Genomic DNA, 24165 nt, shown 5'->3' on the forward strand with positions numbered 1-24165 from the left:
AAGGTCGCCACTGGCTGCGCCGCAGGGCGCCGCCAGCCTGAAATCCCCCGCGGCTGACGCGCTCCATGAGACCGCCGCCACCCATACTGCCGGGATGGAAGAAGAAACGCCCTACCCCCGCTTCGCCTCCCGTGGCCGTGCTTTCGTCTACGTGTTGCCCTGCCGGGACGAGGATCTCCTGAAGGTGGGGTTCTCCCGCGAGCCTTTCACCCGGTTCAGCACCCTGCACCGCCGGTTCTTCGACTTCTTCGACCTGGACCGGGGCCTGCTGCTCGACGCCGGGCGTGTCGCCGAGGCACGGCGAGTGGAACGGCGGCTGATCGAGACCTTCGCCACCCACCAGGCGATGGCGCCGTTGGTCGTTCCCGACTCGGCAGCGGGCCATACCGAGTGGTTCCGAGGCGCCGCGGAGCCCATCGGCGAGCTGCTCGCCGGGATCGCGGCGACCGACGCGTTTCCGCTGCAATCCATCCGGCCCTGGCTCCGCCAGCACCTCGCCGCGCGAGCCGACCTGCTCCACGACTGGTCCCTGCGGCTCCACGAGACGCTCGAATGGGCGAGGCACAACGCGCCGGACGATCCCGGCGCCGTCCGGATGCGGCGGGCGCTGCTCGACACGCTCGACCTGTTCGCCGCGGCCGGCATCGATCCCTGCGGGCTGGTGCCGGACGCGGTGGCCGGCTGGTACCGCGACGGCGATCACCGCCGCCTGTTCCCGGCGGACTAGGCCTCCGAGAGCGGCGCCGCCGCGAAAACGCGCCAGCCCGCATCGGCGCGCTCCATCACGTGGACCTCGCGCGCCCGGCAGGCGACCTCGCCGCTGGCGAGGAGGCGGCCCCGGCAAGTCGCCACGATCGCGTCGTGATCGCGGCGGACGTTACGCGCGACGGAAAGGTGCGGCACGAAGCCATCGAAGACGGGGCCGGCACGGGGACGGTCCGGAAACGAGGCCTCCAGATCGACCACGAGACGCGCGATCGCGTCGGCCGGCGTGGGCCCGAGCCAGACCGTCGAAGGGAACGTCCCGACATCGGCGAGGCGGAACGAAAAAGCGGCGTGACGCGCGGTCACGCCGCGCAGGCGATCGAGGACCTCTGGCGTCACCGACGGGCTGTCGATGAACGGATAGACGAGCGTGATGTGCGCGCCCAGCCCGCGCCGCGCCGACGGGTCCATCCGCGCGCGGAGGTCGCCGACGAGCGGTTCGGCTTCGGGAACCAGCAAGGCGAGCAAGGTCCGGGGCATGGGCCGACTGTAACGCGCCCCGTCACTCATCGGTACCCTACGCCGGGCTCGAGGCCCTTCCGAGCGGCAGGTAGATATCCGTCACCGCCTCGTGCTCCGGCACATCCGGAAAGAACGCGACGCGCTGAAGGAACAGCGGCGCATCGCGCGGCTCCTCGTCGCTCGCGGTCAGCCAGTCGGCGTAAAGGAAACGGATGGCGTCGCCGAGCAACGCGTCGGAACCGGTATGCCGCAGCACCGCGCAGCGTCCCCCTTCGATCGTCGCGGCCACGATACCGGCATCGTTCGCTTCCACGACGTCGCACGACGCGCAGATGTCGAGGCGGCACCGCTCGGGAGGCGTGGTCTCGGGATCGTCGTGAAGCACGTTCCAGGTCGCACTCCGGGATGGCGAGAGTCCGGTGGCGCGACGCCACGCGATGAAGCGACGCACCGACTCGCCGATGCGGGCCGGATCGCCGACGTGCGGCAGGCACGCGACGCGCACCGGGGAGACATCGACGATCCGAACCTCGTCGAGACGATGGCCTGCAGGCATGTGGAACCTCCTTACTTCGTCGAGTTCGCGCCAGGCCGTTGCCCAGACGCGCCAATCGGGTGCCTCGCGGAATGCGGAGGGCGACTGGCCCAGCCGCTGCCGGAACGCGCGGGTGAACGCGTCCGGACTTTCATAGCCGGCGTCCAGCGCGATCGTCGTCATCGACGCGTCCGGACGGAACGCCGCCTGCCACGCGGCGCGCTTGAAGCGCGACAGCTGCACGTAGCGATGCACGGTCATGCCCGTCAGCGCCGAGAACCGCCGGTGGAAGTGGAACGGCGACCATGCCGCGACACGCGCGAGCGTCTCCAGCGAAAGATCGCCGTCGAGATGGACGTCCATGTGGTCGAGGACGCGGCGAAAGCGAAGGTGCGAGGAATCGGTCATGGAACAAGCGTAGCGAGCGCGATGGGATGGCGCACGACCGATCTTGCGCACATGGCCCGGTCGCCTACCCGGCCTCCGGGCATATCACCGCGTTTTCGGCAACGCGACGATGTGACACCCCGGGGCATCGCCGACGTCCGCGTCTCGTGGCACGATGCACGCCTGCGCGCCACTTGAGGGGGAGGAAGCACAGGTATGCGAACGCTGGGGCGATACCTGGGCTATGGGGCCGTGCTCCTCGCCTTTCCGTTGGTGCAGGTCCTGGCGCCGCTGGTCGCGGGTCGCGATCTTCCGGAACTGGCTTATTACCTGATGCTCACGGCGTCCGGGCTTGCCTGCCTCGCCGCGGTGGCCGCCTTGCGATGGCCCTCGTACGACCGGCGGACCATGGCCTGCCTCGCGCTCGGCCTCGCCTGCTGGGTCGCCGGCATGGGCTACGCCATCGCCCGGTCCGGCACGGAACAGAACCTCATATCCACCTATGTGCTGTTCGTCAGCTTCGGGCTGCCGCTGCTCTACGCGGCCGTCGCGACGCGCGACGAACCCACCACCCCGGCGCGCCGCGTCGTGGACGGGGCGCTTCTCATTCTGCTCGTCATCCTCTGCTACCTCGGCGTGCGCGACCTCAGCGACGGGAACGGCTTCCTGAAGAACGAGGACATGGTCTGGGTCGTCGTCGCCTTCGACGTCGAGAACGTCTTCCTCTTCCTGACGTTCCTCATCCGCACCTTCGCCGCGCAGGACGAGAAGGAGTACCGGTTCTTCCGGCTGACGACGATCTTCCTCGGCCTGTACGCCCTCTCGGCGGGCATCCACAATCACGACGAGCTCTACCCGGACCTGCCCGTCCTCCGCCAGCTCGCGGACGTGTTGCCCACCCTGCCCTTCGCCGCGTTGCTCTGCCTGCTCCACCACGGCCGCACGCCGCGCGCATTCGATCCTGCGGGAAGGCTATGGGCGCGGCAGCTGGCGGCCGGATTCGCGCCCGGCCTCCTGCTGGCGGCCATCTTCGCGCTGAGCCTCGGCATCCGCGACTCGCAAGGGATGTTCGGACGCATCGTCATGGCGCTGGCCATGCTCTGCTACGTCGTCCGTGTGGTGCAGACGCAGTTCTGGTTCGCCGCCACGCGCGACCGGTTGTCCGACGCGCTGACCGCGGTCGAGCGCGTCTCGCTGCTCGACGAGCTCACGGGCATCCCTAACCGCCGCGCGTTCGAACAGGCCTTCGCGGAGCGTGTCCGCGAGGCCTCGCGCGACGGCAAACCGATCAGCGCGCTGATGATCGACGTCGACCTCTTCAAGACCTTCAACGACACGCGCGGCCACCCCGAAGGCGACATCGCCCTGAAAGCGGTCGCACGCCTCCTCGCGGGCGCCTTGCGCCGACCGGCCGATTTCATCGCGCGCTACGGCGGCGAGGAATTCATCGCCCTGCTGCCGCTGGCCCCAGCGGAGGGCGCGCAGGTCGTCGCGCGACGCATGACGCGCGCCGTGTACGACGCCCTGCTCGAATACGACCACGGCATCGACGGCCGGGTCACGGTGAGCATCGGGGTCGCTACCGCGGTGTCCGCCGACGCACGCGACCTCGTCCGTCACGCGGACCAGGCGCTCTATCTCGCGAAGAGCGCGGGCCGTAACCGCTATGCGACCAGCGGCGAACCCGAGGTCGCCCTGCCCCTGCCCGGTTAGGCAGCCGTAGATTCGGCTCTGGCCCTCGCGACGAGAGCCTTGCGACGAATCAGGAACATGATGGCGCCGAACGGCACCGAAACGCCGAGGATCCATGGGCCGAACGGTACGGCCGCCGTGGACGCCGCCAGCAGCTGAAACGAGAGCGGGGTGAAGTCCGCCTGCCCCGTCGTCCAGTTGAAATGCACCGTGCACACACCGACGAGCGTGAACAGCGCCCACCACACCTTCCGGCGACGGAAGGGCGTCCTGATGCAGATCACGAAAACCGCCAGACAGAACACCGGGGCGGCGATGGCAAGGCACAGCATCAGCCAATGCAGTCCGCCCTTGTGCGCGAGCGTGAACGCGTTGACCTGCTCCATCGACTGCGAACGCATCTGCCCGTGCAGTCCGGCGATCCGGGCGATGTCGCCAACCTTCAGGATCACGGCGCTCGCCACGAACCAGCGACCGTCGAAGTCATACTCATACGTGACGTCGTAGCGACGGGTATCGGACTGGAAATGTGTCGTCGCTCCGATCACTCTGACGGAGCGCGGCTCGCCACGCGGGAACCCGACCGCCATGACGGCGAGCTGCTCGTCCGTGACCTGAGCTGCGAGTTCCTGCGATAGTTGCGGGCGGAGGTCCGCCAGGCGCCCCATGCGCCAGTCGTCGATCGCCTTCTTCGCCTGCTCGGCTTCCGGGTGCGGCGTGAACTTCTCGATCATCGCATCGCGGGTGCAACCGCTGATCGACACGGTGATGGCGATAACCGCCAGCCCGCTCCGGAGCAGGCGCATGAACCGTGCAGCCATGCTCAGGCGCGTGCCCGAAGAACGGCGGCTTCCGCGTTCATCCGGCGCGAGGCTTCGGCAACGTCGGTGCTCACCACCGTCTTGCCGATCGGCGCGAGCGCGATGCCTGCAAGCTTGAGGTGCTGCCAGCCGAACGGAATGCCGATGATCGTGACGCAGCAGGCGATGGCCGAGCACACGTGGCCTATGGCCAGCCAGATGCCGGCAAAGACAAACCAGACGATGTTGCCGACCGTGCCGAACACGCTGGTGCCGATGTCGCCGCGCCCCGTGAGGTCGCGGCGGTCAACCGCTTCCTTGCCGAACGGCCAGAACGCGAACGAGCCGATCACGAAGCAGGAACGGCCCCAGGGAATGCCGACGATGGTGATGAAGCAGATCAGGCCGGCAAGCCACCAGCCCAGGCCCATGACGAGCCCGCCGAACACGAACCAGATGATGTTTCCGATGGTCTTCACGCCGCACTCCTTGTGGATGGAGGCGCGAACGTAGCGTTCGCGACGCGTCGGATCAAGTGCCGAAAGCGCGCCTGCTCGCCTTACGACCTTCGACAGATTGCGCGACCGGTGCCCGAACGCGACCTTGGACACGCACTCCCGGGGCAAGCGATGCCGCGGAAGGCCGAACCAGCGACCGGAGAAAAGGACCTTCCATGATTCGACGGCATGCCATCGAAAGATGGCGTTCACCCCCCATGTCGACAAGGTCATGGGCGCGGAGACGCGCCTGCCCTACCACAGTGGCGTCGTCCTCACTGAAGCCCCCTTCCACCTGAAGGCAGCGTCGGAACGCACCCTCTGCGAGGTCGATCAGTACGGAGGTCGAATCCGGACGACGATGTACGTCCTCGGTTAGATCGTTTCTCGCATGCACGGCGCGGGTCCATCGCGCCAGTCGATCCATCGGATTGGAGAAAAGAGCCGTGAAGATCGCTTTCATAGACTCATGGCCGCAGAGCAGTATCGAGGGGAGCGGAACCGCCATCGGCATTCGAGGCCTCCGGAACGCGTTGACCGATCAAGGCGAACGAGTCTCCGTCATGTCTCCTCGAGGCACCTGGCCTCGGAACACGACAGCGCGACGCCTTTTTTTCAATGCAGCACTTCCGCTTCGTCTCGACGTCTCGAAGCACGACATTGTCGTGGGGTTCGACTATGACGGATTCCTCTGCTCTGGCCGAACGCGAAAGGTTCCCTACATCGTGAGTATCAAAGGTGTGCTCGCAGAAGAAGCCCGCCACGAGCGAGGCCGGACCCGCGCTGTACTACGGGCGCTATCGCTATTGGAACGGCATAACGCCCGCCGCGCGGATATCGTCGTTACGACATCGCACTATTGCCGCAAGGCTATCGTCGAGCACTACGGCGTACTGGAGAAACGCATCCGCCTCGTGCCGGAAGGTATCGACCTCGACCACTGGCGACGGGTTCTCTTGTCTGAACATCGTCGAGACACTGGCGCAACCATTCTCTGCGTAGCGCGACAGTACCCACGAAAACATGTGGCCGATCTTCTTCACGCCATGCCGTTGATCCGGCGAGTGATACCTGGGGCCCGCGCAGTCATCGTCGGCAACGGCCCGGAGCACGGCAACCTGATGCGCATGCGCGACGAACTCAGGCTCGGCGACGTCACAACGCTGCTAGGCAACGTAGCCGACGATGACACGCTGATCCGCCTTTACCGGCATGCCGACGTGTTCTGTTTACCAAGCATCCAGGAGGGCTTTGGAATCGTGTTCCTCGAAGCCATGGCGAGCGAATTGCCCATCGTCGCGACGAGTGCATGCGCCATCCCGGAAGTCGTGCCTCATGGACGCGCCGGATGGCTGGTGCCGCCCGGCGACGTAGCCTCTCTCGCACACGCGCTGATTCGACTCCTGACGGATCCTTCGCGACGGGAAGCGTATGGCAGGCAGGGCCTGGCGCACGTGCAAAGGTACGACTGGAAAATGGTCGCAAAGCGATTCGCCGATGCCATTGGCTCTGACGAGCGCTCGTTCGACGCAAGGTGACCGGTCGATAGTTCGTACCGAGCGCGCCGATGCACCCGACGGCCGCAGGTTCAATGCGCGCCCGCAGGCGCGCCGTCGGAACATGCGGCTCCCAACTGCTTCACGAGCGCTGCGCTCGCTTCGTTCATACCGACGATCTCGATGCGCTCGCCCGCAAGGCGGAACTTCGACATCACTTTCTCGAAGAAGCCAACCGCGGTCAGATCCCAGAAGTGGGCCTCCGACACGTCGACGTGCACCTCGGTGACGATGTTCGCCAGCCCCTGTCCCATGCATTCGCGATTCTTGTCGGCGCGCGTATCGGTCATGTCGTTGACGATCTGCAGCGTCATCATCGATCCGAGCAGGCCTACCACGGCGAGCGTCGCCGCCGTCGGCAGCACGATCTTCGCCGTCTCCCAGTTCAGCGGCACGTCGGCCAAGAGGAAATGCGGCAGGGAATCGGGCAACGCGCCGATGTCGCCGACGCGATGGATGTCCATGCCAAATACGACGGCCACGATCGTCAGCACGACGATCGCCACGAGCGGGGACGGTATCGCGCGCGCGACGTATGGGAACAAAGAGATGATCGCAAGGCCCGCCACGGTCACCGGATAGACCGGCCACGGCACGCCGATCAGCTCGGGCAGCTGTGCCATGAAGATGAGGAAAGCAAGCGCGTTGACGAACCCCGTCAAAACCGAACGCGCGAGGCGAAACGCATCAGCGAGTCGAGCTTCAGCGCACCGATGATCACCTGGAGTACGCCCACCTTCGGATCCACACCGGCGATAACGGAGAACGCGATCGCCTCGGGAATCAGGGCGAGCGCGACGACGAGACCCGACAGTACGTCGCCACGGATATCGCCGAACCATTCCTGGCCCAGGCGGGAAGTCATCGACACGTTCGTCGTCTTCGGGAGGGCCTCGCCCCGCCATGTTTCAAGGGTTTTTTGGGAAGGTGCCGATCTTCCGCCGCGCGTAGATCGCGATCCCGATGGGCACGTAGCTCCACATGAACACGCCGTCGGGGTAACCCGAGTACGCGAGCGAGAAGATCGGCACGAGCGGCATCAGCAGCGCGAACGGCCAGAGGAGTGCGAGCAACCGGTTGAACGACACCACCACGATCAGCACGCCGACGGCGGTCGTCGTGAGGTTCTCCGAAAGGATGTGTTCCCAGGCCATGGGCGGATCCTCGCTCACAAGAAAAAAGCGCGAACCGTGAGGTTCGCGCTTTTTAGGAAAACTGGTAGCGGGGGTAGGATTCGAACCTACGACCTTCGGGTTATGAGCCCGACGAGCTGCCAGACTGCTCCACCCCGCATCAGAGTCAAAAAAGTATAGCGACGTGGCCGAATTCTTGCAAGCCCTTCGTCATACATTTTTGTGACAAGGGGCTCGAAGCGAGGTTGTTTGCCACCCGTCGTCATCGTCACCCCGGCGCGCACCGGCGCGACCGGTTGTCGTGATGACCTGCCCTCGTATGGCGTGTCGCGAAAACCGTGCACCGAGGCCGTGGATACCGGCGTGCGCCGGTATGACGGTGAGGGGTGCCATGACTCTCCGGCTCGTCACCCCGGCGCACGCCGGGGTCAACGGCGAGACGATCGGTTTTCGCGACGACGTTTCTGGCGTGTGGCGTGTCGCGAAAACCGTGCACCGAGGCCGTGGATACCGGCGTGCGCCGGTATGACGGTGAGGAATGCCGCGACGTTCCGCTTTTGCTGACATGACGGTGAGGGGTGCCGCGACTCCTCCGGCTCGTCACCCCGGCGCACGCCGGGGTCCACGGCGGGGGGATCGGTTGTCGCGACGACGTTTCTGGCGTGTGACGTGTCGCGAAAGCCGTGCACCGAGGACGTGGATACCGGCGTGCGCCGGTATGACGGTGAGGGGCGCCGCGACGTTCCACTTGTGCCGCCGTGACGGTGAGGGATGCCGCGACTCCTCCGGCTCGTCACCCCGGCGCACGTCGGGGTCCACGGCGAGGCGATCGGTTTTCGCGACGACGTTTCTGGCGTGTGGCGTGTCGCGAAAACCGTGCACCGAGGCCGTGGATACCGGCGTGCGCCGGTATGACGGTGAGGGTTGCGGTTTCGGCGAGGCTGAAACGAAAAGGGGGCGCCTCGCGGCGCCCCCTTTTCGACATTGGCGGATCGATCAGCCGCCGAAGGCGCGCTGGCACCAGGCCAGGAGCGGTGCCCACGTGAAGCCAAGGATCAGCAGCGCGAGGGCGTTGATCGACAGCACCCAACGGGCCGGGGCATCGGCGGTGGCGTGGACGTCGGTGCCTTCGGCCGGCGCGTCGAAGTACATGACCTTGACCACGCGCAGGTAGTAGTAGAGACCGATGATGGCCGCGACCGCGCCGACGATGGCGAGCCACAGCATGCCCGCGTCGACCGCGGCCTTCAGGACCAGCAGCTTGCCGAAGAAGCCGAACAGCGGCGGCACGCCGGCGAGCGAGAACATCACCAGCAGCATCATGAAGGCGAACCACGGCGAACGCTGGTTCAGGCCGCGCAGGTCGTCGATCTCCTCGCACTCGAAGCCCGAGCGCGAGAGCACGAGGATCATGCCGAACGCGGCGGCGCTGGTCAGCGCGTAGCTCACGGCGTAGAACATCGCGGCCGAATAGCCCTCCGGACCGGCGTTCACCAGGCCGAGCAGGAGGTAACCCATGTGCGAGATGGTCGAATAAGCCAGCAGGCGCTTCAGGTTGGTCTGCACGATGGCGACGAGGTTACCGATCGCGAGCGACAGCACCGCGAGCACGGCCAGCATCAGCTGCCACTGCGGCGCGAGACCCGACGTGCCGCCGGCGATGTCGCCCATGCCGGTCGACAGCAGGCGGTAGGCCATGCCGAACGCGGCCAGCTTCTGCGCCGAACCGATGAACACGGTGACGGCGGTCGGCGAGCCCTGATAGACGTCCGGAATCCACATGTGGAAAGGCGCCGCGCCGAGCTTGAAGCCGATGCCGACGATCATGAAGACCAGGCCGAACAGCAGCAGCGTCTTCCACTCGGCGCCGACGATCGCGGCGTGGATCGCGTGCAGGTCGAGGCTGTGGGTGGCGCCATACACCATGGACATGCCGTACAGCAGCATGCCGGAGGCGAGCGCGCCCAGGACGAAGTACTTGATCGCCGCTTCGGACGACAGGCGCGAATCGCGGTTGAGCGCGACCAGGGCGTACGACGACAGCGTCAGGAGTTCGAGGCCCAGGTAGACGGTGACCAGGCTACCGGCGGACACCAGGAACATGATGCCGACGGTGGCGAAGATCGTCAGCGTGTAGAACTCGCCGAACGGGATCGCCCGCTCCTTAAGGTACGGACGCGCGTAGACGAAGATCACCGCGGTGATCAGCAGCGAGAACAGCTTCAGCACCTCCGCGACACCGTCGCGGACGAACATGCCGCTGAACGCGGTGACCGGCGGCGTCGGCGACCCGCTGACGACCAGATACGCGCCGACCAGCAGCACGAGGATGGAGAGCCAGTGGACCGTGCCCTTCTGGCCCGGCTTGAGGTACGCATCCAGCAGGAGCAGCACGCAGGCCGCGACCACGAGGTAGACCTCGGGGAGCAGGATCAGGATGTCGTTGATACTCGGCATGATTATTCCCGATCAGACTTTGGTGATGGCCAGCTGCTCGACGATACGAGCGACCGAGGCGTCCATCAGGTGGACCAGCGGTTCGGGCCAGATGCCGAAGAGCAGCACGCCCGCGGCGAACGCGCTCAGCATGAAGATCTCGCGACCGTTGACGTCCTTCAGTTCCGCCACGTGCTTGTTGGTGATGTCGCCCCAGAGGACACGCTTCACCATCCATAGCGTGTACGCGGCGCCGATGATCAGCGTGAACGCGGCGAACAGCGCGATCCACGGATTGGCGCTGAAGGCGGCGAGGATGACCATGAACTCGCCGACGAAGCCGCTCGTACCCGGCAGACCGCTGTTGGCCATGGCGAACAGGACGTAGAACGGGGCGAAGACCGGCATCACGTTGATGACGCCGCCGTAGTCCTTGATCTGGCGCGAATGCAGGCGGTCGTAGAGCACGCCGATGCAGCTGAACATCGCGCCGGAGATGAAGCCGTGCGAGATCATCTGGACCATCGCACCCTGCATGCCGAGACGCGCGGCATCCGGATCGTTGGTCTCACGGACCAGCAGGAAGCCCATGAAGATGCCCAGGGTGACGAAACCCATGTGCGCGATGGACGAGTACGCCACCAGCTTCTTCATGTCCTGCTGCACGAGCGCGATGTAGCCGATGTAGCAGACGGCGATCAGGCTGAGCACGATGATCAGCCACGCGAACTCGTGCGAGGCGTCCGGCGTGATCGGCAGGCTGAAGCGCAGGAAGCCGTAGCCACCGATCTTCAGCATCACGGCCGCCAGCACCACCGAACCGCCGGTGGGCGCTTCGACGTGGGCGTCGGGCAGCCAGGTGTGCACCGGCACCATCGGCACCTTGATCGCGAAGCCCAGCAGGAAGGCGAAGAACAGCCAGGTCTGCTCGGTCATCGTCAGGTGGACGTTGGCCATGTCCGACATGGCGAAGCTGCCGCCGGTCTTGTGATACAGGTAGATCAGGCCGATCAGCATGAAGATCGAGCCGAAGAACGTGTAGATGAAGAACTTCAGCGTCGCGTAGACGCGGCGCGGGCCGCCCCAGATACCGATGAGGATGAACATCGGGATCAGCATCGCTTCGAAGAACACGTAGAACAGCATCGCGTCCGTCGCGCAGAACACGCCGACCATCGCGCCCTCGAGAACCAGCATCGCGGCCATGTACTGGTGCGGCTTGTTCTGGATGACTTCCCACGCGCCGACGATGACCAGGATCTGGACGAAGGTGGTGAGGACGATCAGGGCGACGGAGATGCCGTCGACCGCGAGCGAGTAGTTGATGCCCAGCGACGGGATCCAGCTCATCGATTCCGAGAGCTGGAGCGTGCCGGTGGCGGCATCGTAGGCGGGCAGGAGGGCCAGGCTGGCGGCGAACGTGGCGACCGCGACCAGGAGCGAGATCCAGCGGGCGAGGCCTGGGCGACCGGCGCCGGCCAGCAGCACCGGGATGGCGCCGACGACCGGAAGCCAGATCAGCAGGCTGAGCAAGTGATTCGACATAGAGCTCGTTTCCCTTATTGCCCGATCAGCCAGTACCCGCCGAGAAGCAGGATGAGGCCGAGGATCATGGCGAAGGCGTAGTGGAAGAGGAATCCGGATTGCAGGCGGCGGGTGCCGCTCGCGATGCGCTGCACCAGGCCGGCCGAGCCGTTCACGATGGCGCCGTCGATGATGGCGGCGTCGCCCACCTTCGAGAGGCCTTCGCCGAGCTTCACGCCACCCTTCGCGAACACCGCGAAGTAGAGTTCATCGATCCAGTACTTTTGGTTCAGCACCTCGTACACCGGCTTCAGCGCGCTCTTCGCCTTGTCGGCGACGGTCGGGTTGAACAGGTACACGTAGGTCGCCACCGCGAAGCCGGCGAACGCCAGCCAGAACGGCGCGGCCGTGAAACCGTGCAGGCCCATGCCGAAGGCGCCGTGGAACTCGTGCGCGAGTTCGCCCAGGACGTTGTTCGCCTCGTCGACGTGGATCGCCTTGCCGAACCAGTCGCCGAAGAGCATCGGGCCAACGGTGAAGAAGCCGATGAGGATCGACGGGATGGCCAGCAACACCAGCGGCACCGTGACGACCCAGGGCGATTCGTGCGGCGCGTGCTCGAGGACGCCCGGCGTGTGATGGCCATGGTCGTCGTGCGCGTCGTCGTGATGGTCCGCATGGGCGTCGTGGCCGTGGCCATGCGCCTTGTGCTCCACCGTGAAGCGCTCCTTGCCATGGAAGGTCATGTAGAGCAGGCGGAAGCTGTACAGCGAAGTGACGAACACACCCGCCAGCACGCAGAAGTATGCGTAGTTCGCGCCCCAGCGATGCGACTCGCCGACGGCCTCGATGATGGCGTCCTTCGAGTAGAAGCCCGAGAAGAACGGCGTGCCGGCGAGGGCCAGCGAGCCGATCCACATCGTGATCCACGTGACCGGCATGTACTTGCGCAGGCCGCCCATGTAGCGCATGTCCTGCTCGTGGTGCATGCCGATGATCACCGAACCCGCGCCGAGGAACAGCAGCGCCTTGAAGAAGGCGTGGGTCATCAGGTGGAACACGGCCCCGCTATAGGCGGACACGCCCAGCGCGACGGTCATGTAGCCCAGCTGCGAGAGCGTGGAGTACGCGATGACGCGCTTGATGTCGTTCTGCACGATGCCGATGAGGCCCGTGAACAGGGCGGTCGTGGAACCGATGACGAGGATGAACGAGAGCGCGCCCTCGGTCAGCTCGAAGATCGGCGACATGCGCGCGACCATGAAGATGCCCGCGGTCACCATCGTGGCGGCATGGATCAGCGCCGAGATGGGGGTCGGGCCTTCCATGGAGTCCGGCAGCCACACGTGCAGCGGGACCTGGGCGGATTTGCCCATGGCGCCGATGAACAGCAGGATGCCGATCACGGTGGCGGCATCCCACGCGTGGTTCTGCGTGATCTGCAGCGTCTTGCCGACCAGCGTCGGCGCCGCGTCGAACGCGGTCTGGTAGTCGAGCGTCTTCAGGAAGAACAGGATCGCGGCGATGCCGAGCAGGAAGCCGAAGTCGCCGACGCGGTTGACCAGGAACGCCTTGAGGTTCGCGAAGATCGCCGTCGAGCGCTTGTACCAGAAGCCGATCAGCAGGTACGACACCAGGCCCACCGCTTCCCAGCCGAAGAACAGCTGCATGAAGTTGTTGCTCATGACGAGCATCAGCATCGAGAAGGTGAACAGGGAGATGTAGCTGAAGAAGCGCTGGTAGCCCGGGTCGTCCGACATGTAGCCGATGGTGTACAGGTGCACCAGCAGCGACACGAAGGTGACCACCACCATCATCATGGCGGTGAGGCGGTCGACCATGAAGCCGACCGACGCGTGGAAGTTGCCGATCTCGAACCAGGTGTAGACATCCTGGTTGAAGTTCTGCGCGCCGCCCCAGACGAGCTGGTAGAGCACGTGGAACGACAGGCCGCAGGCGATGGCGACACCGAGGATGGTCGCGGTGTGCGCCCCTGCCCGGCCGATCAGCTTGCCGAAGAGGCCGGCCAGGATCGAGCCCGCCAGCGGTGCGAGCGCGATCGTCAGCAGGATTGAAAGCGAGAGACTCATCGGATCAACCCTTCATGCTGTCGATTTCGGCGACGTTGATCGTGCTGCGATTGCGGAACAGCAGGACCAGGATCGCCAGGCCGATGGCGGATTCCGCCGCGGCCACGGTGAGGATGAAGAACACGAAGACCTGGCCGCCGACGTCGCCGAAGAAGCGCGAGAAGGCCACGAAGTTGGTGTTCACCGCCAGGAGCATCAGCTCGATCGCCATCAGCAGCACGATCACGTTCTTGCGGTTGATGAAGAGTCCGGCGACCGCGATACAGAAGAGGATCGCGCCGAGGACGATGTAATGGGAAAGCGTGATCACGGGGCATTCTCCTGCGGGGGCGCGACGACCGGGGCCGGCGAGACCGAGGCCGGCTGTTCGACCGGGACCTTCACGACGCGGACGCGGTCGGTGGCCTGGACCACGACCTGCTGCGACGCCGACTGATGACGGACGCCGAGGCGCTGGCGCAGCGTCAGGGCGACGGCGGCGACGATGCCGACGGTGAGGATCAGCGCGGCGATCTCGAACGGCAGCAGGAAGTCGGTGTAGAGCGCCTTGCCGAGCCAGGCGACGTTGGACTCGCCCGCCGGATTGGGACCCAGCGTGTGGGCGTGCATCGACTTCACGCCGATCATCGCCAGCATCTCGACCAGCATGACCACGGCCACGACGATGCCGACCGGCAGGTAGCGGATGAAGCCCTCGCGGACGACCTCCTGCTTGATGTCGAGCATCATGACCACGAACAGGAACAGCACCATCACCGCGCCCACGTAGACGACCACGAGGGCGATGGCGAGGAACTCGGCTTCGGCCAGCAGCCAGACGCAGGCCATGCTGAAGAAGGTCAGCACCAGCGAGAGCACGGCGTGGACCGAGTTCTTCACGGCAATGACCATCAGGGCGCCGATGACGGCCACCCCACCGAAAAGGTAGAAACAGATGAGTTGGAGCAGATCGGTATTCATCGCGTAGGTCTCCGTGCGCTCAGCGGTAAGCCGCGTCTTGCGCGCGGGCGGCGGCGATGTCCTGCTCGAAGCGGTCACCGATGGCCAGCAGCTGGGCCTTGGTCACCACGTTCTCGCCACGGTGCTCGAAGTGGTACTCGTGCACGTGCGTCTCGACGATCGAGTCGACCGGGCAGCTCTCTTCGCAGAAACCGCAGAAGATGCACTTGAACAGGTCGATGTCGTAACGCGTCGTGCGGCGCTGGCCGTCTTCCGGGCGCGGCGCCGAGTCGATGGTGATCGCCAGCGCGGGGCACACGGCCTCGCACAGCTTGCACGCGATGCAGCGTTCTTCACCGTTGGCGTAACGGCGAAGGGCATGCAGGCCACGGAAGCGGTTCGACTTCGGGATGTGCTCGAAGGGATAACGCATCGTGTACTTGGGGCTGAACATGTAGCGCATGGTCAGGCCCATGCCCTTGAACAGCTCGAGCAGCAGCAGGCTCTTGAAATAATGGGTTACGCGGGACATGGCTCTTTAGGCTCCCGTGCCGATGTGGACCCAGCCGAAATACTTCATGCAGCCGGCGACGAGGACCCAGACGATGGTGATGGGGATGAAGACCTTCCAGCCGAGACGCATGATCTGGTCGTAGCGGTAGCGCGGGAAGCTCGCGCGGAACCACAGGAACAGGAAGGCGAAGACGAAGACCTTGGCGAACAGCCAGAGGAAGCTGGCGTGGCCGAGGACGCCCCACGACTCGGGGAACGGCGAGAGCCAGCCGCCGACGAACAGGATCGAGGCGAGGAAGCTCACGAGGATCATGTTGGCGTATTCGGCCAGGAAGAACAGCGCGAACGGCGAGCCGGAGTACTCCACGTGGAAACCGGCGACGATCTCCGATTCGCCTTCCGCGACGTCGAACGGCGCGCGGTTGGTTTCGGCCACGCCGGACACGAAGTAGATGACGAAGACCGGCAGCAGCGGGATCCAGTACCAGCTGAGCGCCCCGCCCGCCTGGGCGTCGACGATGGCCGTCAGGTTCAGGCTGCCCGTCAGCACCAGCACGCAGACGATGGACATGCCCATCGCCAGCTCGTACGAGATCACCTGCGCCGCGGCGCGCATGGCGCCGAGCATGGCGTAACGCGAGTTGGACGCCCAGCCGGCCAGGATGATGCCGTAGACGCCCATCGAGGTCATGGCCAGCAGGTAGAGCACGCCGGCGTTGACGTTCGCGAGCACCACGCCCGGGCTGAAGGGCACCACGGCCCACGCGCACAGCGCCGGCACCAGGGCCAACATCGGCGCCAGGTAGTACAGGAACTTGTTCGCGTTGGTCGGGAGGACCACTTCCTTCAGCAGCAGCTTGACGACGTCCGCGAAGGCCTGCAGCAGGCCGGCGGGGCCGACCTTGTTGGGCCCCATGCGCACGTGCATCCAGCCCAGCACCTTGCGTTCCCACCAGACGTAGAGTGCGACGCCGATGACCAGCGGCAGCACGATCGCCAGGATGAAGAGCACCGGCAGCAAGAGGTGGTCGAAGAGTTGATCGGCCATGGTTTACGCCTTGCTCAGGGTGATGGCCGCGCCGTACGGGGGCAGCATCGCGGTTTCGGAATGCGCGGCCTCGATCCACGCGGCGCCGTTGGGCACCGCGGCATCGATCGCCACCGGCAGGACGGCGTCGCCGATGCGGGCGTTGCCACCGGCGGCGAGGCCGAGCGTGGCGGCGTCATCCGCGTTGATGCGGATGGCGGCCGGACGGTTCAGCGGATGCGCGTTGAGCGCGCCGGCACGACGCAGCACCGCGTCGCCGCGATAGATCGGCGTGGTGGCCAGGCGCGAGAACGTTACGCCGGACCCACGCGTCGCCAGCTGCGCGCGAGCCTCGGAAGCGCGCTCCGTGAGGCCCTCGCGCAGTCCCGCGAGATCGTCGAACTCGAAGCCCGGCAGACCCAGCGAACCGCCCAGCGCACGCAGCACCTTCCAGCCCGCGCGTGCCTCGCCCGGCGCCTTCGCGCCGGCCACGACGGCCTGCGCGTTGCCTTCGACGTTGACCAGCGTGCCGTCGATTTCCGGCGTGAGGCCGATCGGCAGGATGACGTCCGCGGAGTCCTTCAGCGCGTCGCTCGCATAGGCGGCGAACGCGACGACGGTCTGCGCCGAGTGCATCGCCTGCTGCGCGAGCGCGCCGTCGGCGAAGTCGTGCGGCGGCTCCACGTTGTAGAGGATGTAGCCCTTGCGCGGCTGCGCCAGCATGGCGCGCGCGTCGAGACCGCCCGCCGTCGGCAGCACGCCGACCGAGGCGAGACCGAGCGCGTTGGCGCCGACCGGGATCTCGTTGAACGCCGCGCCGGCGGCCTGCGCGATGAAGCGGGCGATGGCGCGCAGCCACGACGCTTCCGGGTGCGTGACCGCGGCCTGGCCGAGGATCACGACCGCGCCATCGGTCGACAGCGCCTTGAAGGCGTCGCGATGCGCGTCGGTGGTCTCGACGCCCGCGAGCGCGGCGGCGATCGACTCCGGCACGGTCGCGCCGTTCTCGCCGGCGGCCTTCGCCAGGACGAGGAGTTCGTTCACCAGCGCGTGCGGCGCGGCGACGGACTCACCGGCCAGCGGGTAGTTGAAGTTGAAGTGCGCCGGGTTGACGGCGTACACCTTCGCGCCCTTCTTCACCGCCTGGCGGATGCGGTGGTTGAGGAGCGGGACTTCGTGGCGCAGGTCGGAGCCCACGAGCAGCGCGGACTTCACGGTGTCGAACGACGCGATGGTCGAGGCGAACGGCTTCGCGAACGCGTTGTCGGCGAAGTCGAGCTGACGCAGGCGATGGTCGACGTGCGCGCTGCCGAGGCCGCGCGCGAGACGGACGATGAGCTCGCCCTCCTCGTTCGAGGTGGCGCCGTGCACGAGCACGCCCAGATCCGAACCGGCGACGCTCTTGAGCGCCTCGCGGGCGACGGACAGCGCGTCGTCCCACGTGGTGGTCGACCACTGGCCGTTGCGCTTGACCATCGGCGCCTTGACGCGATCGGCCGCGTACAGGCCCTGGTGGCTGTAGCGGTCACGGTCCGAGAGCCAGCACTCGTTGATCGTCTCGTTGTCGCGCGGCACGTTGCGCAGCACTTCGCCGCGACGCGTGTGCATCCACAGGTTGGAGCCCAGCGCGTCGTGGTAACCGACGGACGGGCGGGCGATCAGTTCCCAGGCGCGCGCCTGGAACTGGAACGGCTTGTTGGTCAGCGCGCCGACCGGGCAGACGTCGATGATGTTGCCCGACAGTTCGCTCTCGATCGTCTTGCCGATATAGGTACCGATCTCCAGGCCTTCGCCACGGCTCATGCCGCCGAGTTCGTACGTGCCGGCGATCTCGCTGGTGAAGCGGACGCAGCGCGTGCACTGGATGCAGCGCGTCATCTCGGTCGCGATCAGCGGCCCGATGTTCTCGTCGGCGACGGTGCGCTTGCGCTCGTTGTAGCGCGACACGGAACGGCCGTAACCGAGGGAGACGTCCTGCAGTTCGCACTCGCCGCCCTGGTCGCAGATCGGGCAGTCGAGCGGATGGTTGATGAGCAGGAACTCCATCACGTTGCGCTGCGACTTGAGCGCCTTGTCCGAACGCGTGAAGACCTTCATGCCCTCGCCCACCGGCGTGGCGCAGGCCGGCGCGGGCTTCGGCATCTTCTCGATCTCCACCAGGCACATGCGGCAGTTGGCGGCGATCGGGAGCTTGCGGTGGTAGCAGAAGCGCGGGATGGGGATGCCGACGGCGTCGGCCGCCTGGATGATCATCGACCCCTTGGCTACCTGCACCGGAACGCCGTCGATCTCGATGTTGACGAGGTCCGGCGCGGCATTGGCTACGGGCTGCGCACTCATGCAGCGACTCCAGTGGTGACCGTGTCAGCCGGGCCGTCGACGATGGAACGGCCGTGCTTCACGTAGTATTCGAATTCGTGCCAGAAGTGGTACAGGAAGCCCTGCACCGGCCACGCGGCGGCTTCGCCGAACGCGCAAATGGTGTGGCCTTCGATCTGGCCGGCCACGGCCTTCAGGCGATGCAGGTCGTCTTCCGTGCCCCTGCCTTCCACGATGCGCGAGAGCACGCGGTACATCCAGCCGGTGCCTTCGCGGCACGGGGTGCACTGGCCGCACGACTCCGCCTTGTAGAAGCGCGAGATGCGATGGCAGGCACGGACCATGCAGGTCGTCTCGTCCATCACGATCACGGCGCCGGAACCCAGGCCCGAACCCGCCTTCTGCAGCGAGTCGTAGTCCATGGTGCATTCCATGATCTTCTCGGCCGGCAGCACCTTCATCGAGGAGCCGCCCGGGATGACCGCCTTGAGCTTGTTGCCGCCGCGAACGCCGCCGGCCAGCTGCAGCAGGTCGGCGAACGACGTGCCCAGCCTGATCTCGAAGTTGCCCGGGTTGTTGACGTGGCCGGAGACCGAGAAGATCTTCGGGCCGCCGTTGTTCGGCTTGCCGATGTTGAGGAACCACTCCGCGCCGTTGCGCAGGATCGCCGGCACCGAGGCGTACGTCTCGGTGTTGTTGATCGTGGTCGGACGGCCGTACAGGCCGAAGCCGGCCGGGAACGGCGGCTTGAAGCGCGGCTGGCCCTTCTTGCCTTCCAGCGATTCCATCAACGCGGTTTCTTCGCCGCAGATGTACGCGCCGGCGCCGAGGGCGTTGTAGATGTCGACGTCGATGCCCGAACCGGCGATGTCCTTGCCGAGCAGGCCCGCGGCGTAGGCTTCCTTCAGCGCCTCTTCGATGTGCTCGAACGGCTCGTGATGGAACTCGCCACGCAGGTAGTTGTAGGCGACGGTCGAGCCCGTGCAGTAGCACGCGATCGCCAGGCCTTCGATGACCGCGTGCGGATTGAACCGCAGGATGTCACGGTCCTTGCAGGTGCCCGGCTCGGATTCGTCCGAGTTGCACAGGATGTACTTCTGCCCCGGCGCGTTGCGCGGCATGAACGACCATTTCAGGCCCGTGGGGAAGCCTGCGCCGCCGCGACCGCGCAGCGAGCTCTTCTTGATCTCTTCGATCAGCGCGGCCGGATCCGGCTTCTCGGCCAGGATCTTGCGCCACGCCTTGTAACCGTCGACCTTCTCGTAGTTCTCGAGGGCCCAGGGCTTTTCGAAATGCAGGGTCGTGTAGACGACCTGGTGTTCCTGCGGAGCGGGTCCGACGGGACCGGTAGTGCTAGCCATTGCCCTTACCTCACTTCAGACCGTCGAGGATCGCGTCGACCGATTCGGTCGTCAGCTTCTCGTGGTAGTGACCGTTGACGACCATCATCGGGGCGCCGGCGCATGCCGCCAGGCACTCCTCTTCCTGCTTGAGGTAGATACGGCCGTCGGCCGTGCTCTCGCCGGTGCGGATACCGAGCTTCTTCTCGCAATGGCGGACGAGGCCTTCGGCGCCGTTGAGCCAGCAGGAGATGTTGGTGCAGATGGCGACGTTGTTGCGGCCCACGGGCGTGGTCTCGAACATCGAGTAGAAGCTCGCGACTTCGTACGCCCAGATAGGCGGCAGGTCGAGGTACTTCGCGACCGCCGTGATCAGTTCATCCGTGAGGTAACCCTGGTTCTGTTCCTGCGCGCCCATGAGCGACTGGATCAGCGCCGAACGCTTGCGATCCGGCGGGAACTTGGACACCCAGTGGTCGATGTGGCTGCGGGTGTGATCGTTGAGCGCGACGAGAGGATCGACGTCCTTCACCTGCTCGAAATGACCGGTGGCTTTCATGATTCAGTTCACTCCGTCGACTTAGCGGTCGACTTCGCCGAAGACGAGATCGTAGGTGCCGATCATCGCGACGACGTCGGCGAGCATGTGGCCCCGTACGATCGCGTCCATCGAGGACAGGTGCGCGAAGCCGGGCGCGCGCAGGTGCACGCGGAAGGGCTTGTTCGCACCGTCGGACACGAGGTAGCAGCCGAATTCACCCTTCGGTGCCTCGACGGCGGAATATGTCTCGCCGGCCGGCACGCCATAGCCCTCGGTGAAGAGCTTGAAGTGGTGGATGAGCGCTTCCATGTCGTTTTTCATTTCTTCACGACTGGGCGGCGCGACCTTGTAGTTCTGCACCATGACCGGGCCCGGATTGGCCTTCAGCCACTCGACGCACTGGCGGATGATGCGGTTGGACTGGCGCATTTCCTCGACGCGCACGAGGTAGCGGTCGTAGCAGTCGCCGTTGACGCCGACGGGGATGTCAAAGTCCATCTTGTCGTAGGCGGCGTAGGGCTGCTTCTTGCGCAGATCCCATGCGATGCCCGAACCGCGCAGCATCGCGCCGGTCATGCCCCAGGCCTGCGCCTTCTCGGGATCGATGACGCCGATGCCGACCGTGCGCTGCTTCCAGATGCGGTTGTTGGTGAGCAGCGCCTCGTATTCGTCGACGCGCTTCGGGAAGTCGTTCGTGAACTCGGTGAGGTAATCGAGCATCGACCCCTCGCGCCACGCGTTCAGGCGCTTCAGGTCACCGCCCTTGTGCCACGGCGACTCGCGATACTGCGGCATCTGCTCCGGCAGGTCGCGGTAGACGCCGCCCGGGCGGTAGTACGTGGCGTGCATGCGCGCGCCCGACACGGCCTCGTAGACGTCCATCAGTTCTTCGCGTTCGCGGAACGCGTAGAGGAACACGGCCATCGCGCCGAGATCGAGCGCGTTCGAGCCCACCCACATGAGGTGGTTCAGGATACGGGTGATCTCGTCGAACATCGTGCGGATGTACTGCGCGCGGACGGGCGCCTCGATCCCCAGGAGGTTCTCGATGGCGCGCACGTAGGCGTGCTCGTTGCACATCATCGACACGTAGTCGAGACGGTCCATGTAACCGATCGACTGGTTGAACGGCTTCGACTCGGCGAGCTTCTCGGTGCCACGGTGCAGCAGGCCGATGTGCGGATCGGCACGGACGATCGTCTCGCCGTCCATTTCCAGCACGAGGCGCAGCACGCCGTGCGCAGCGGGATGCTGCGGACCGAAGTTCATCGTGTAATTGCGGATTTCTTCCACGGCTTAATTCTCCCGCCAGTGATCGGCGGATTCCGCCCTGGCCTGATCGAGGTCGGCGTCGTTGCGGATCGTGCGCGGCACCAGCACGCGCGGCTCGATCGAGACCGGTTCATAGACGACGCGCTTCTGCTCGGGGTCGTAGCGGACCTCGACGTTGCCGATCAGCGGGAAGTCCTTGCGGAACGGATGACCCACGAAACCGTAGTCGGTGAGGATGCGGCGAAGATCCGGATGACCATCGAAGATGATGCCGTACAGATCGAACGTCTCGCGCTCGAACCAGTCGGCGCCCGGCCAGATCGGCGTGATCGACGGCACGACCGGGAACGCGTCGTCCTCGCAGAACGCGCGCAGGCGGATGCGCTGGTTGAGTTCGACCGACAGCAGGTGGATCACGGCCGCGTAGCGGCGCGGCTGCTCGACGCCGCGCGGACGCTCGGCCCACGTGAAGCGGCCGACGGCCTGGCCTTCGACGCCGCGGGAGAAGCTCTCGCCCTGCGCGGTATCGGTGTCCCACTCGGTCTGGCCGTAGCTGAGGTAGTCGACGCCACAGACGTCGATGACGGTCGTGAAGCGGAAGCCCGCCTCGTCGCGCAGCGCCGTGGCGACGGCGATCAGGTCACGCGGGGCCACCTCGGCGGTGACTTCGTTGCGCTCGACCTTCACCGTCAGCATGTCGCCGAAGCGCGCGCCGAGGCGTTCGACCAGCGAGGTCTCGTTAGTAACGCTCATGTGCGAAGCCCTGTTAACGCGCGATCGTGTGGGTGCGGCGGATCTTTTTCTGCAGCTGCAGGATGCCGTGGATCAGCGCTTCGGCGGTCGGCGGGCAGCCCGGCACGTAGATGTCGACCGGAACGATGCGATCACAGCCGCGCACGACCGAATAGGAGTAGTGGTAGTAGCCGCCGCCATTGGCGCACGACCCCATCGAGATGACCCACTTCGGCTCGGGCATCTGGTCGTAGACCTTGCGCAGCGCGGGGGCCATCTTGTTGACCAGCGTGCCGGCGACGATCATCACGTCGGACTGGCGCGGGCTGGGACGGAACACGACGCCGAAGCGATCGAGATCGAGGCGCGCCGCGCCGGCGTGCATCATTTCGACCGCGCAGCAGGCGAGGCCGAAGGTCATCGGCCACATCGAGCCGGTACGCGCCCAGTTCATGAGGGCGTCGACGCTGGTGACGCCGAAGCCGCGCTGCGGGACCGGCGCGTCGCCGTTGGGACGAATGATGTCGTCGACGAGGTTCAGCGGTTCCGGGTTGTGCATCACCCGGTCGATGGTGGTCATCACTCCCATTCGAGTGCTCCCTTCTTCCAGACGTAGGCGAAACCGACCACGAGCAGGGCCAGGAACAGGGCCATCTCGATCAGCGCGATCGCGCCGATCTTGTCGAACACCACCGCCCAGGGAAACAGGAAGGCAATTTCGAGGTCGAAAATGATGAAGAGGATCGCGATCAGGTAGTAGCGCACGTCGAACTTCATGCGCGCGTCCTCGAAGGCCTCGAAGCCGCACTCGTAGGGCGAGAGCTTCTCGGCGTCGGGGCGGCGCGGCCCGGCGAGCATGCCGAGCACCATGAGGACGATACCTAGGCCTGCGGCCACGGCGATGAACAACAGGACGGGCCAATATTGGGCAAGCACGATGCTGCGTACCTCCGCGCCTCACTGGGCGCATCAGTGACCGTCGGCGGGGACGAGCGGTCCGGCTAGTGTCGCCGGAGCTTTTATCGAATCGATCCAAATGGTCCGATCCGTGCCGGCGCAGGTTGCGCGCCAACGACTCCGGATATCCACAATCTCACGTTGGGGAACCGATCTATTGTACCAGTGCGTGCAGGTATCCCGACAAGCCTTAACGGCGGAAAAACTGCATCGGGATGGTGCAATCGCAGGGTTTTCGCCCCATCGGACGGACCGCCGCCGTCACATGGTCTGGGTCGGACGCTCCGAGGCGAGCGTTCCCGCGAGCAGCCCCTCGATGCGCTGCCGCGCGGCTTCGCTCTCGGGGGACTCGTTGAATTGCACGCCGACGCCGGCGGTGCGATTGCCCTGTGCACCCACCGGCGTGATCCAGACCACCCTGCCGGCCACGGAGAGGCGCTCGTTCTCGTCGATCAGGGTGACCAGCAGCGCGACCTCGTCGCCCAGGCTGTAGCGCTGGGCCGTGGGGGCGAACAGGCCGCCGGTCTTCAGGTAGGGCATGTACGAGATGTACAGGGAATTCACGTCCTTGATCTTCAGCGAGAGGATGCCCTGTCGCGGCGAGGAGGCTGTGGCATTCATGGACGATGGATTCCCTGGAGTCGAGGC

23 protein-coding genes, 1 tRNA gene and 1 pseudogene are annotated in these 24165 nt (G+C 65.8%); 3 read left to right on the forward strand and 22 right to left on the reverse strand.

All coding sequences use genetic code 11. The annotated features are described in order from the left end of the window. Positions 1-94 precede the first annotated feature (94 nt). Complete coding sequence (locus BMW54_RS07065) at positions 95-727, forward strand: GIY-YIG nuclease family protein (RefSeq protein WP_090054147.1); 633 nt, start codon at positions 95-97, stop codon at positions 725-727. Here the strand turns inward: BMW54_RS07065 and BMW54_RS07070 are convergent. Further along, positions 724-1245: a 2'-5' RNA ligase family protein gene (locus tag BMW54_RS07070; RefSeq protein ID WP_175472799.1), complete on the reverse strand. Its 522-nt coding sequence runs from the start codon at positions 1243-1245 to the stop codon at positions 724-726. The genes BMW54_RS07065 and BMW54_RS07070 overlap by 4 nt on opposite strands. Positions 1246-1282: 37 nt before the next feature. Next, on the reverse strand, positions 1283-2170 hold the full coding sequence (locus BMW54_RS07075) for an AraC family transcriptional regulator (RefSeq protein ID WP_090054151.1): 888 nt from the start codon (positions 2168-2170) through the stop codon (positions 1283-1285). A 195-nt stretch (positions 2171-2365) separates the two neighbouring features. Between BMW54_RS07075 and BMW54_RS07080 the strand changes: the two genes are divergently transcribed. Continuing rightward, on the forward strand, positions 2366-3862 hold the full coding sequence (locus BMW54_RS07080) for a GGDEF domain-containing protein (RefSeq protein WP_090054153.1): 1497 nt from the start codon (positions 2366-2368) through the stop codon (positions 3860-3862). Here the strand turns inward: BMW54_RS07080 and BMW54_RS07085 are convergent. Together BMW54_RS07085 and BMW54_RS07090 are read right to left on the reverse strand one after the other, a co-directional pair. Continuing rightward, a complete protein-coding gene (locus BMW54_RS07085) occupies positions 3859-4662 on the reverse strand; it encodes a hypothetical protein (protein ID WP_090054155.1) in 804 nt (267 codons plus the stop codon). The two genes, BMW54_RS07080 and BMW54_RS07085, sit on opposite strands and share 4 nt — an antisense overlap. 2 nt (positions 4663-4664) lie before the next feature. After that, complete coding sequence (locus BMW54_RS07090; protein WP_254779137.1) at positions 4665-5252, reverse strand: YccF domain-containing protein; 588 nt, start codon at positions 5250-5252, stop codon at positions 4665-4667. 332 nt (positions 5253-5584) lie between these two features. On the opposite strand from BMW54_RS07090, the gene BMW54_RS07095 reads away from it, so the two are divergent. After that, positions 5585-6676: a glycosyltransferase family 4 protein gene (locus BMW54_RS07095; RefSeq protein ID WP_090054159.1), complete on the forward strand. Its 1092-nt coding sequence runs from the start codon at positions 5585-5587 to the stop codon at positions 6674-6676. Between the two features lie 50 nt (positions 6677-6726). Here BMW54_RS07095 and BMW54_RS07100 read toward each other — a convergent pair. The 18 genes and pseudogenes from BMW54_RS07100 to BMW54_RS07185 form a co-directional block, all read right to left on the reverse strand. Then, positions 6727-7559: pseudogene (locus BMW54_RS07100) on the reverse strand (SulP family inorganic anion transporter). A gap of 43 nt (positions 7560-7602) precedes the next feature. Next, complete coding sequence (locus BMW54_RS07105; protein WP_090054161.1) at positions 7603-7848, reverse strand: hypothetical protein; 246 nt, start codon at positions 7846-7848, stop codon at positions 7603-7605. 62 nt (positions 7849-7910) lie between these two features. Further along, positions 7911-7987, reverse strand: a tRNA-Met gene (locus tag BMW54_RS07110). 836 nt (positions 7988-8823) lie between these two features. Beyond that, positions 8824-10284: an NADH-quinone oxidoreductase subunit NuoN gene (gene nuoN, locus BMW54_RS07115; RefSeq protein WP_090054163.1), complete on the reverse strand. Its 1461-nt coding sequence runs from the start codon at positions 10282-10284 to the stop codon at positions 8824-8826. Positions 10285-10296: 12 nt separating this feature from the next. Continuing rightward, positions 10297-11808 (reverse strand): NADH-quinone oxidoreductase subunit M, encoded by a 1512-nt coding sequence (locus BMW54_RS07120; protein WP_090054165.1) that lies wholly within the window; start codon positions 11806-11808, stop codon positions 10297-10299. Positions 11809-11822: 14 nt separating this feature from the next. After that, the gene (nuoL, locus tag BMW54_RS07125) at positions 11823-13877 is read right to left on the reverse strand and encodes an NADH-quinone oxidoreductase subunit L (RefSeq protein WP_090054167.1); all 2055 of its coding nucleotides are present in this window, start codon (positions 13875-13877) and stop codon (positions 11823-11825) included. Positions 13878-13881: 4 nt separating this feature from the next. Then, a complete protein-coding gene (gene nuoK, locus BMW54_RS07130; protein WP_036112219.1) occupies positions 13882-14187 on the reverse strand; it encodes an NADH-quinone oxidoreductase subunit NuoK in 306 nt (101 codons plus the stop codon). Next, a complete protein-coding gene (locus tag BMW54_RS07135; RefSeq protein ID WP_090054169.1) occupies positions 14184-14837 on the reverse strand; it encodes an NADH-quinone oxidoreductase subunit J in 654 nt (217 codons plus the stop codon). The genes nuoK and BMW54_RS07135 overlap by 4 nt, the downstream gene beginning before the upstream one ends. Before the next feature lie 19 nt (positions 14838-14856). Further along, on the reverse strand, positions 14857-15348 hold the full coding sequence (gene nuoI, locus BMW54_RS07140; protein ID WP_090054171.1) for an NADH-quinone oxidoreductase subunit NuoI: 492 nt from the start codon (positions 15346-15348) through the stop codon (positions 14857-14859). 6 nt (positions 15349-15354) lie between these two features. Next, positions 15355-16377, reverse strand: a complete 1023-nt coding sequence (gene nuoH, locus BMW54_RS07145) for an NADH-quinone oxidoreductase subunit NuoH (RefSeq protein WP_090054173.1) — start codon at positions 16375-16377, stop codon at positions 15355-15357. Positions 16378-16380: 3 nt separating this feature from the next. After that, on the reverse strand, positions 16381-18696 hold the full coding sequence (nuoG, locus tag BMW54_RS07150) for an NADH-quinone oxidoreductase subunit NuoG (RefSeq protein ID WP_090054175.1): 2316 nt from the start codon (positions 18694-18696) through the stop codon (positions 16381-16383). Further along, entirely contained in the window at positions 18693-20036 is a 1344-nt protein-coding gene (nuoF, locus tag BMW54_RS07155; RefSeq protein ID WP_090054177.1) for an NADH-quinone oxidoreductase subunit NuoF, read from the reverse strand. Before nuoF ends, nuoG begins: the two co-directional genes overlap by 4 nt. A 10-nt stretch (positions 20037-20046) precedes the next feature. Next, entirely contained in the window at positions 20047-20574 is a 528-nt protein-coding gene (gene nuoE / locus BMW54_RS07160) for an NADH-quinone oxidoreductase subunit NuoE (protein ID WP_090054179.1), read from the reverse strand. Between the two features lie 21 nt (positions 20575-20595). Continuing rightward, positions 20596-21825, reverse strand: a complete 1230-nt coding sequence (locus tag BMW54_RS07165) for an NADH-quinone oxidoreductase subunit D (protein ID WP_254779249.1) — start codon at positions 21823-21825, stop codon at positions 20596-20598. A gap of 27 nt (positions 21826-21852) precedes the next feature. Beyond that, positions 21853-22581 (reverse strand): NADH-quinone oxidoreductase subunit C, encoded by a 729-nt coding sequence (locus tag BMW54_RS07170; RefSeq protein WP_090054183.1) that lies wholly within the window; start codon positions 22579-22581, stop codon positions 21853-21855. 13 nt (positions 22582-22594) lie between these two features. Further along, complete coding sequence (locus BMW54_RS07175) at positions 22595-23149, reverse strand: NuoB/complex I 20 kDa subunit family protein (protein ID WP_090054185.1); 555 nt, start codon at positions 23147-23149, stop codon at positions 22595-22597. Further along, the gene (locus BMW54_RS07180; protein ID WP_090054187.1) at positions 23140-23496 is read right to left on the reverse strand and encodes an NADH-quinone oxidoreductase subunit A; all 357 of its coding nucleotides are present in this window, start codon (positions 23494-23496) and stop codon (positions 23140-23142) included. Before BMW54_RS07180 ends, BMW54_RS07175 begins: the two co-directional genes overlap by 10 nt. 282 nt (positions 23497-23778) lie before the next feature. Beyond that, positions 23779-24138, reverse strand: coding sequence for a PilZ domain-containing protein (locus tag BMW54_RS07185; protein WP_090054189.1), 360 nt, complete (start codon positions 24136-24138; stop codon positions 23779-23781). Positions 24139-24165: the final 27 nt, after the last annotated feature.

Origin of the sequence: Luteibacter sp. 329MFSha, assembly GCF_900111665.1 — a bacterium.
Lineage (GTDB): Bacteria > Pseudomonadota > Gammaproteobacteria > Xanthomonadales > Rhodanobacteraceae > Luteibacter.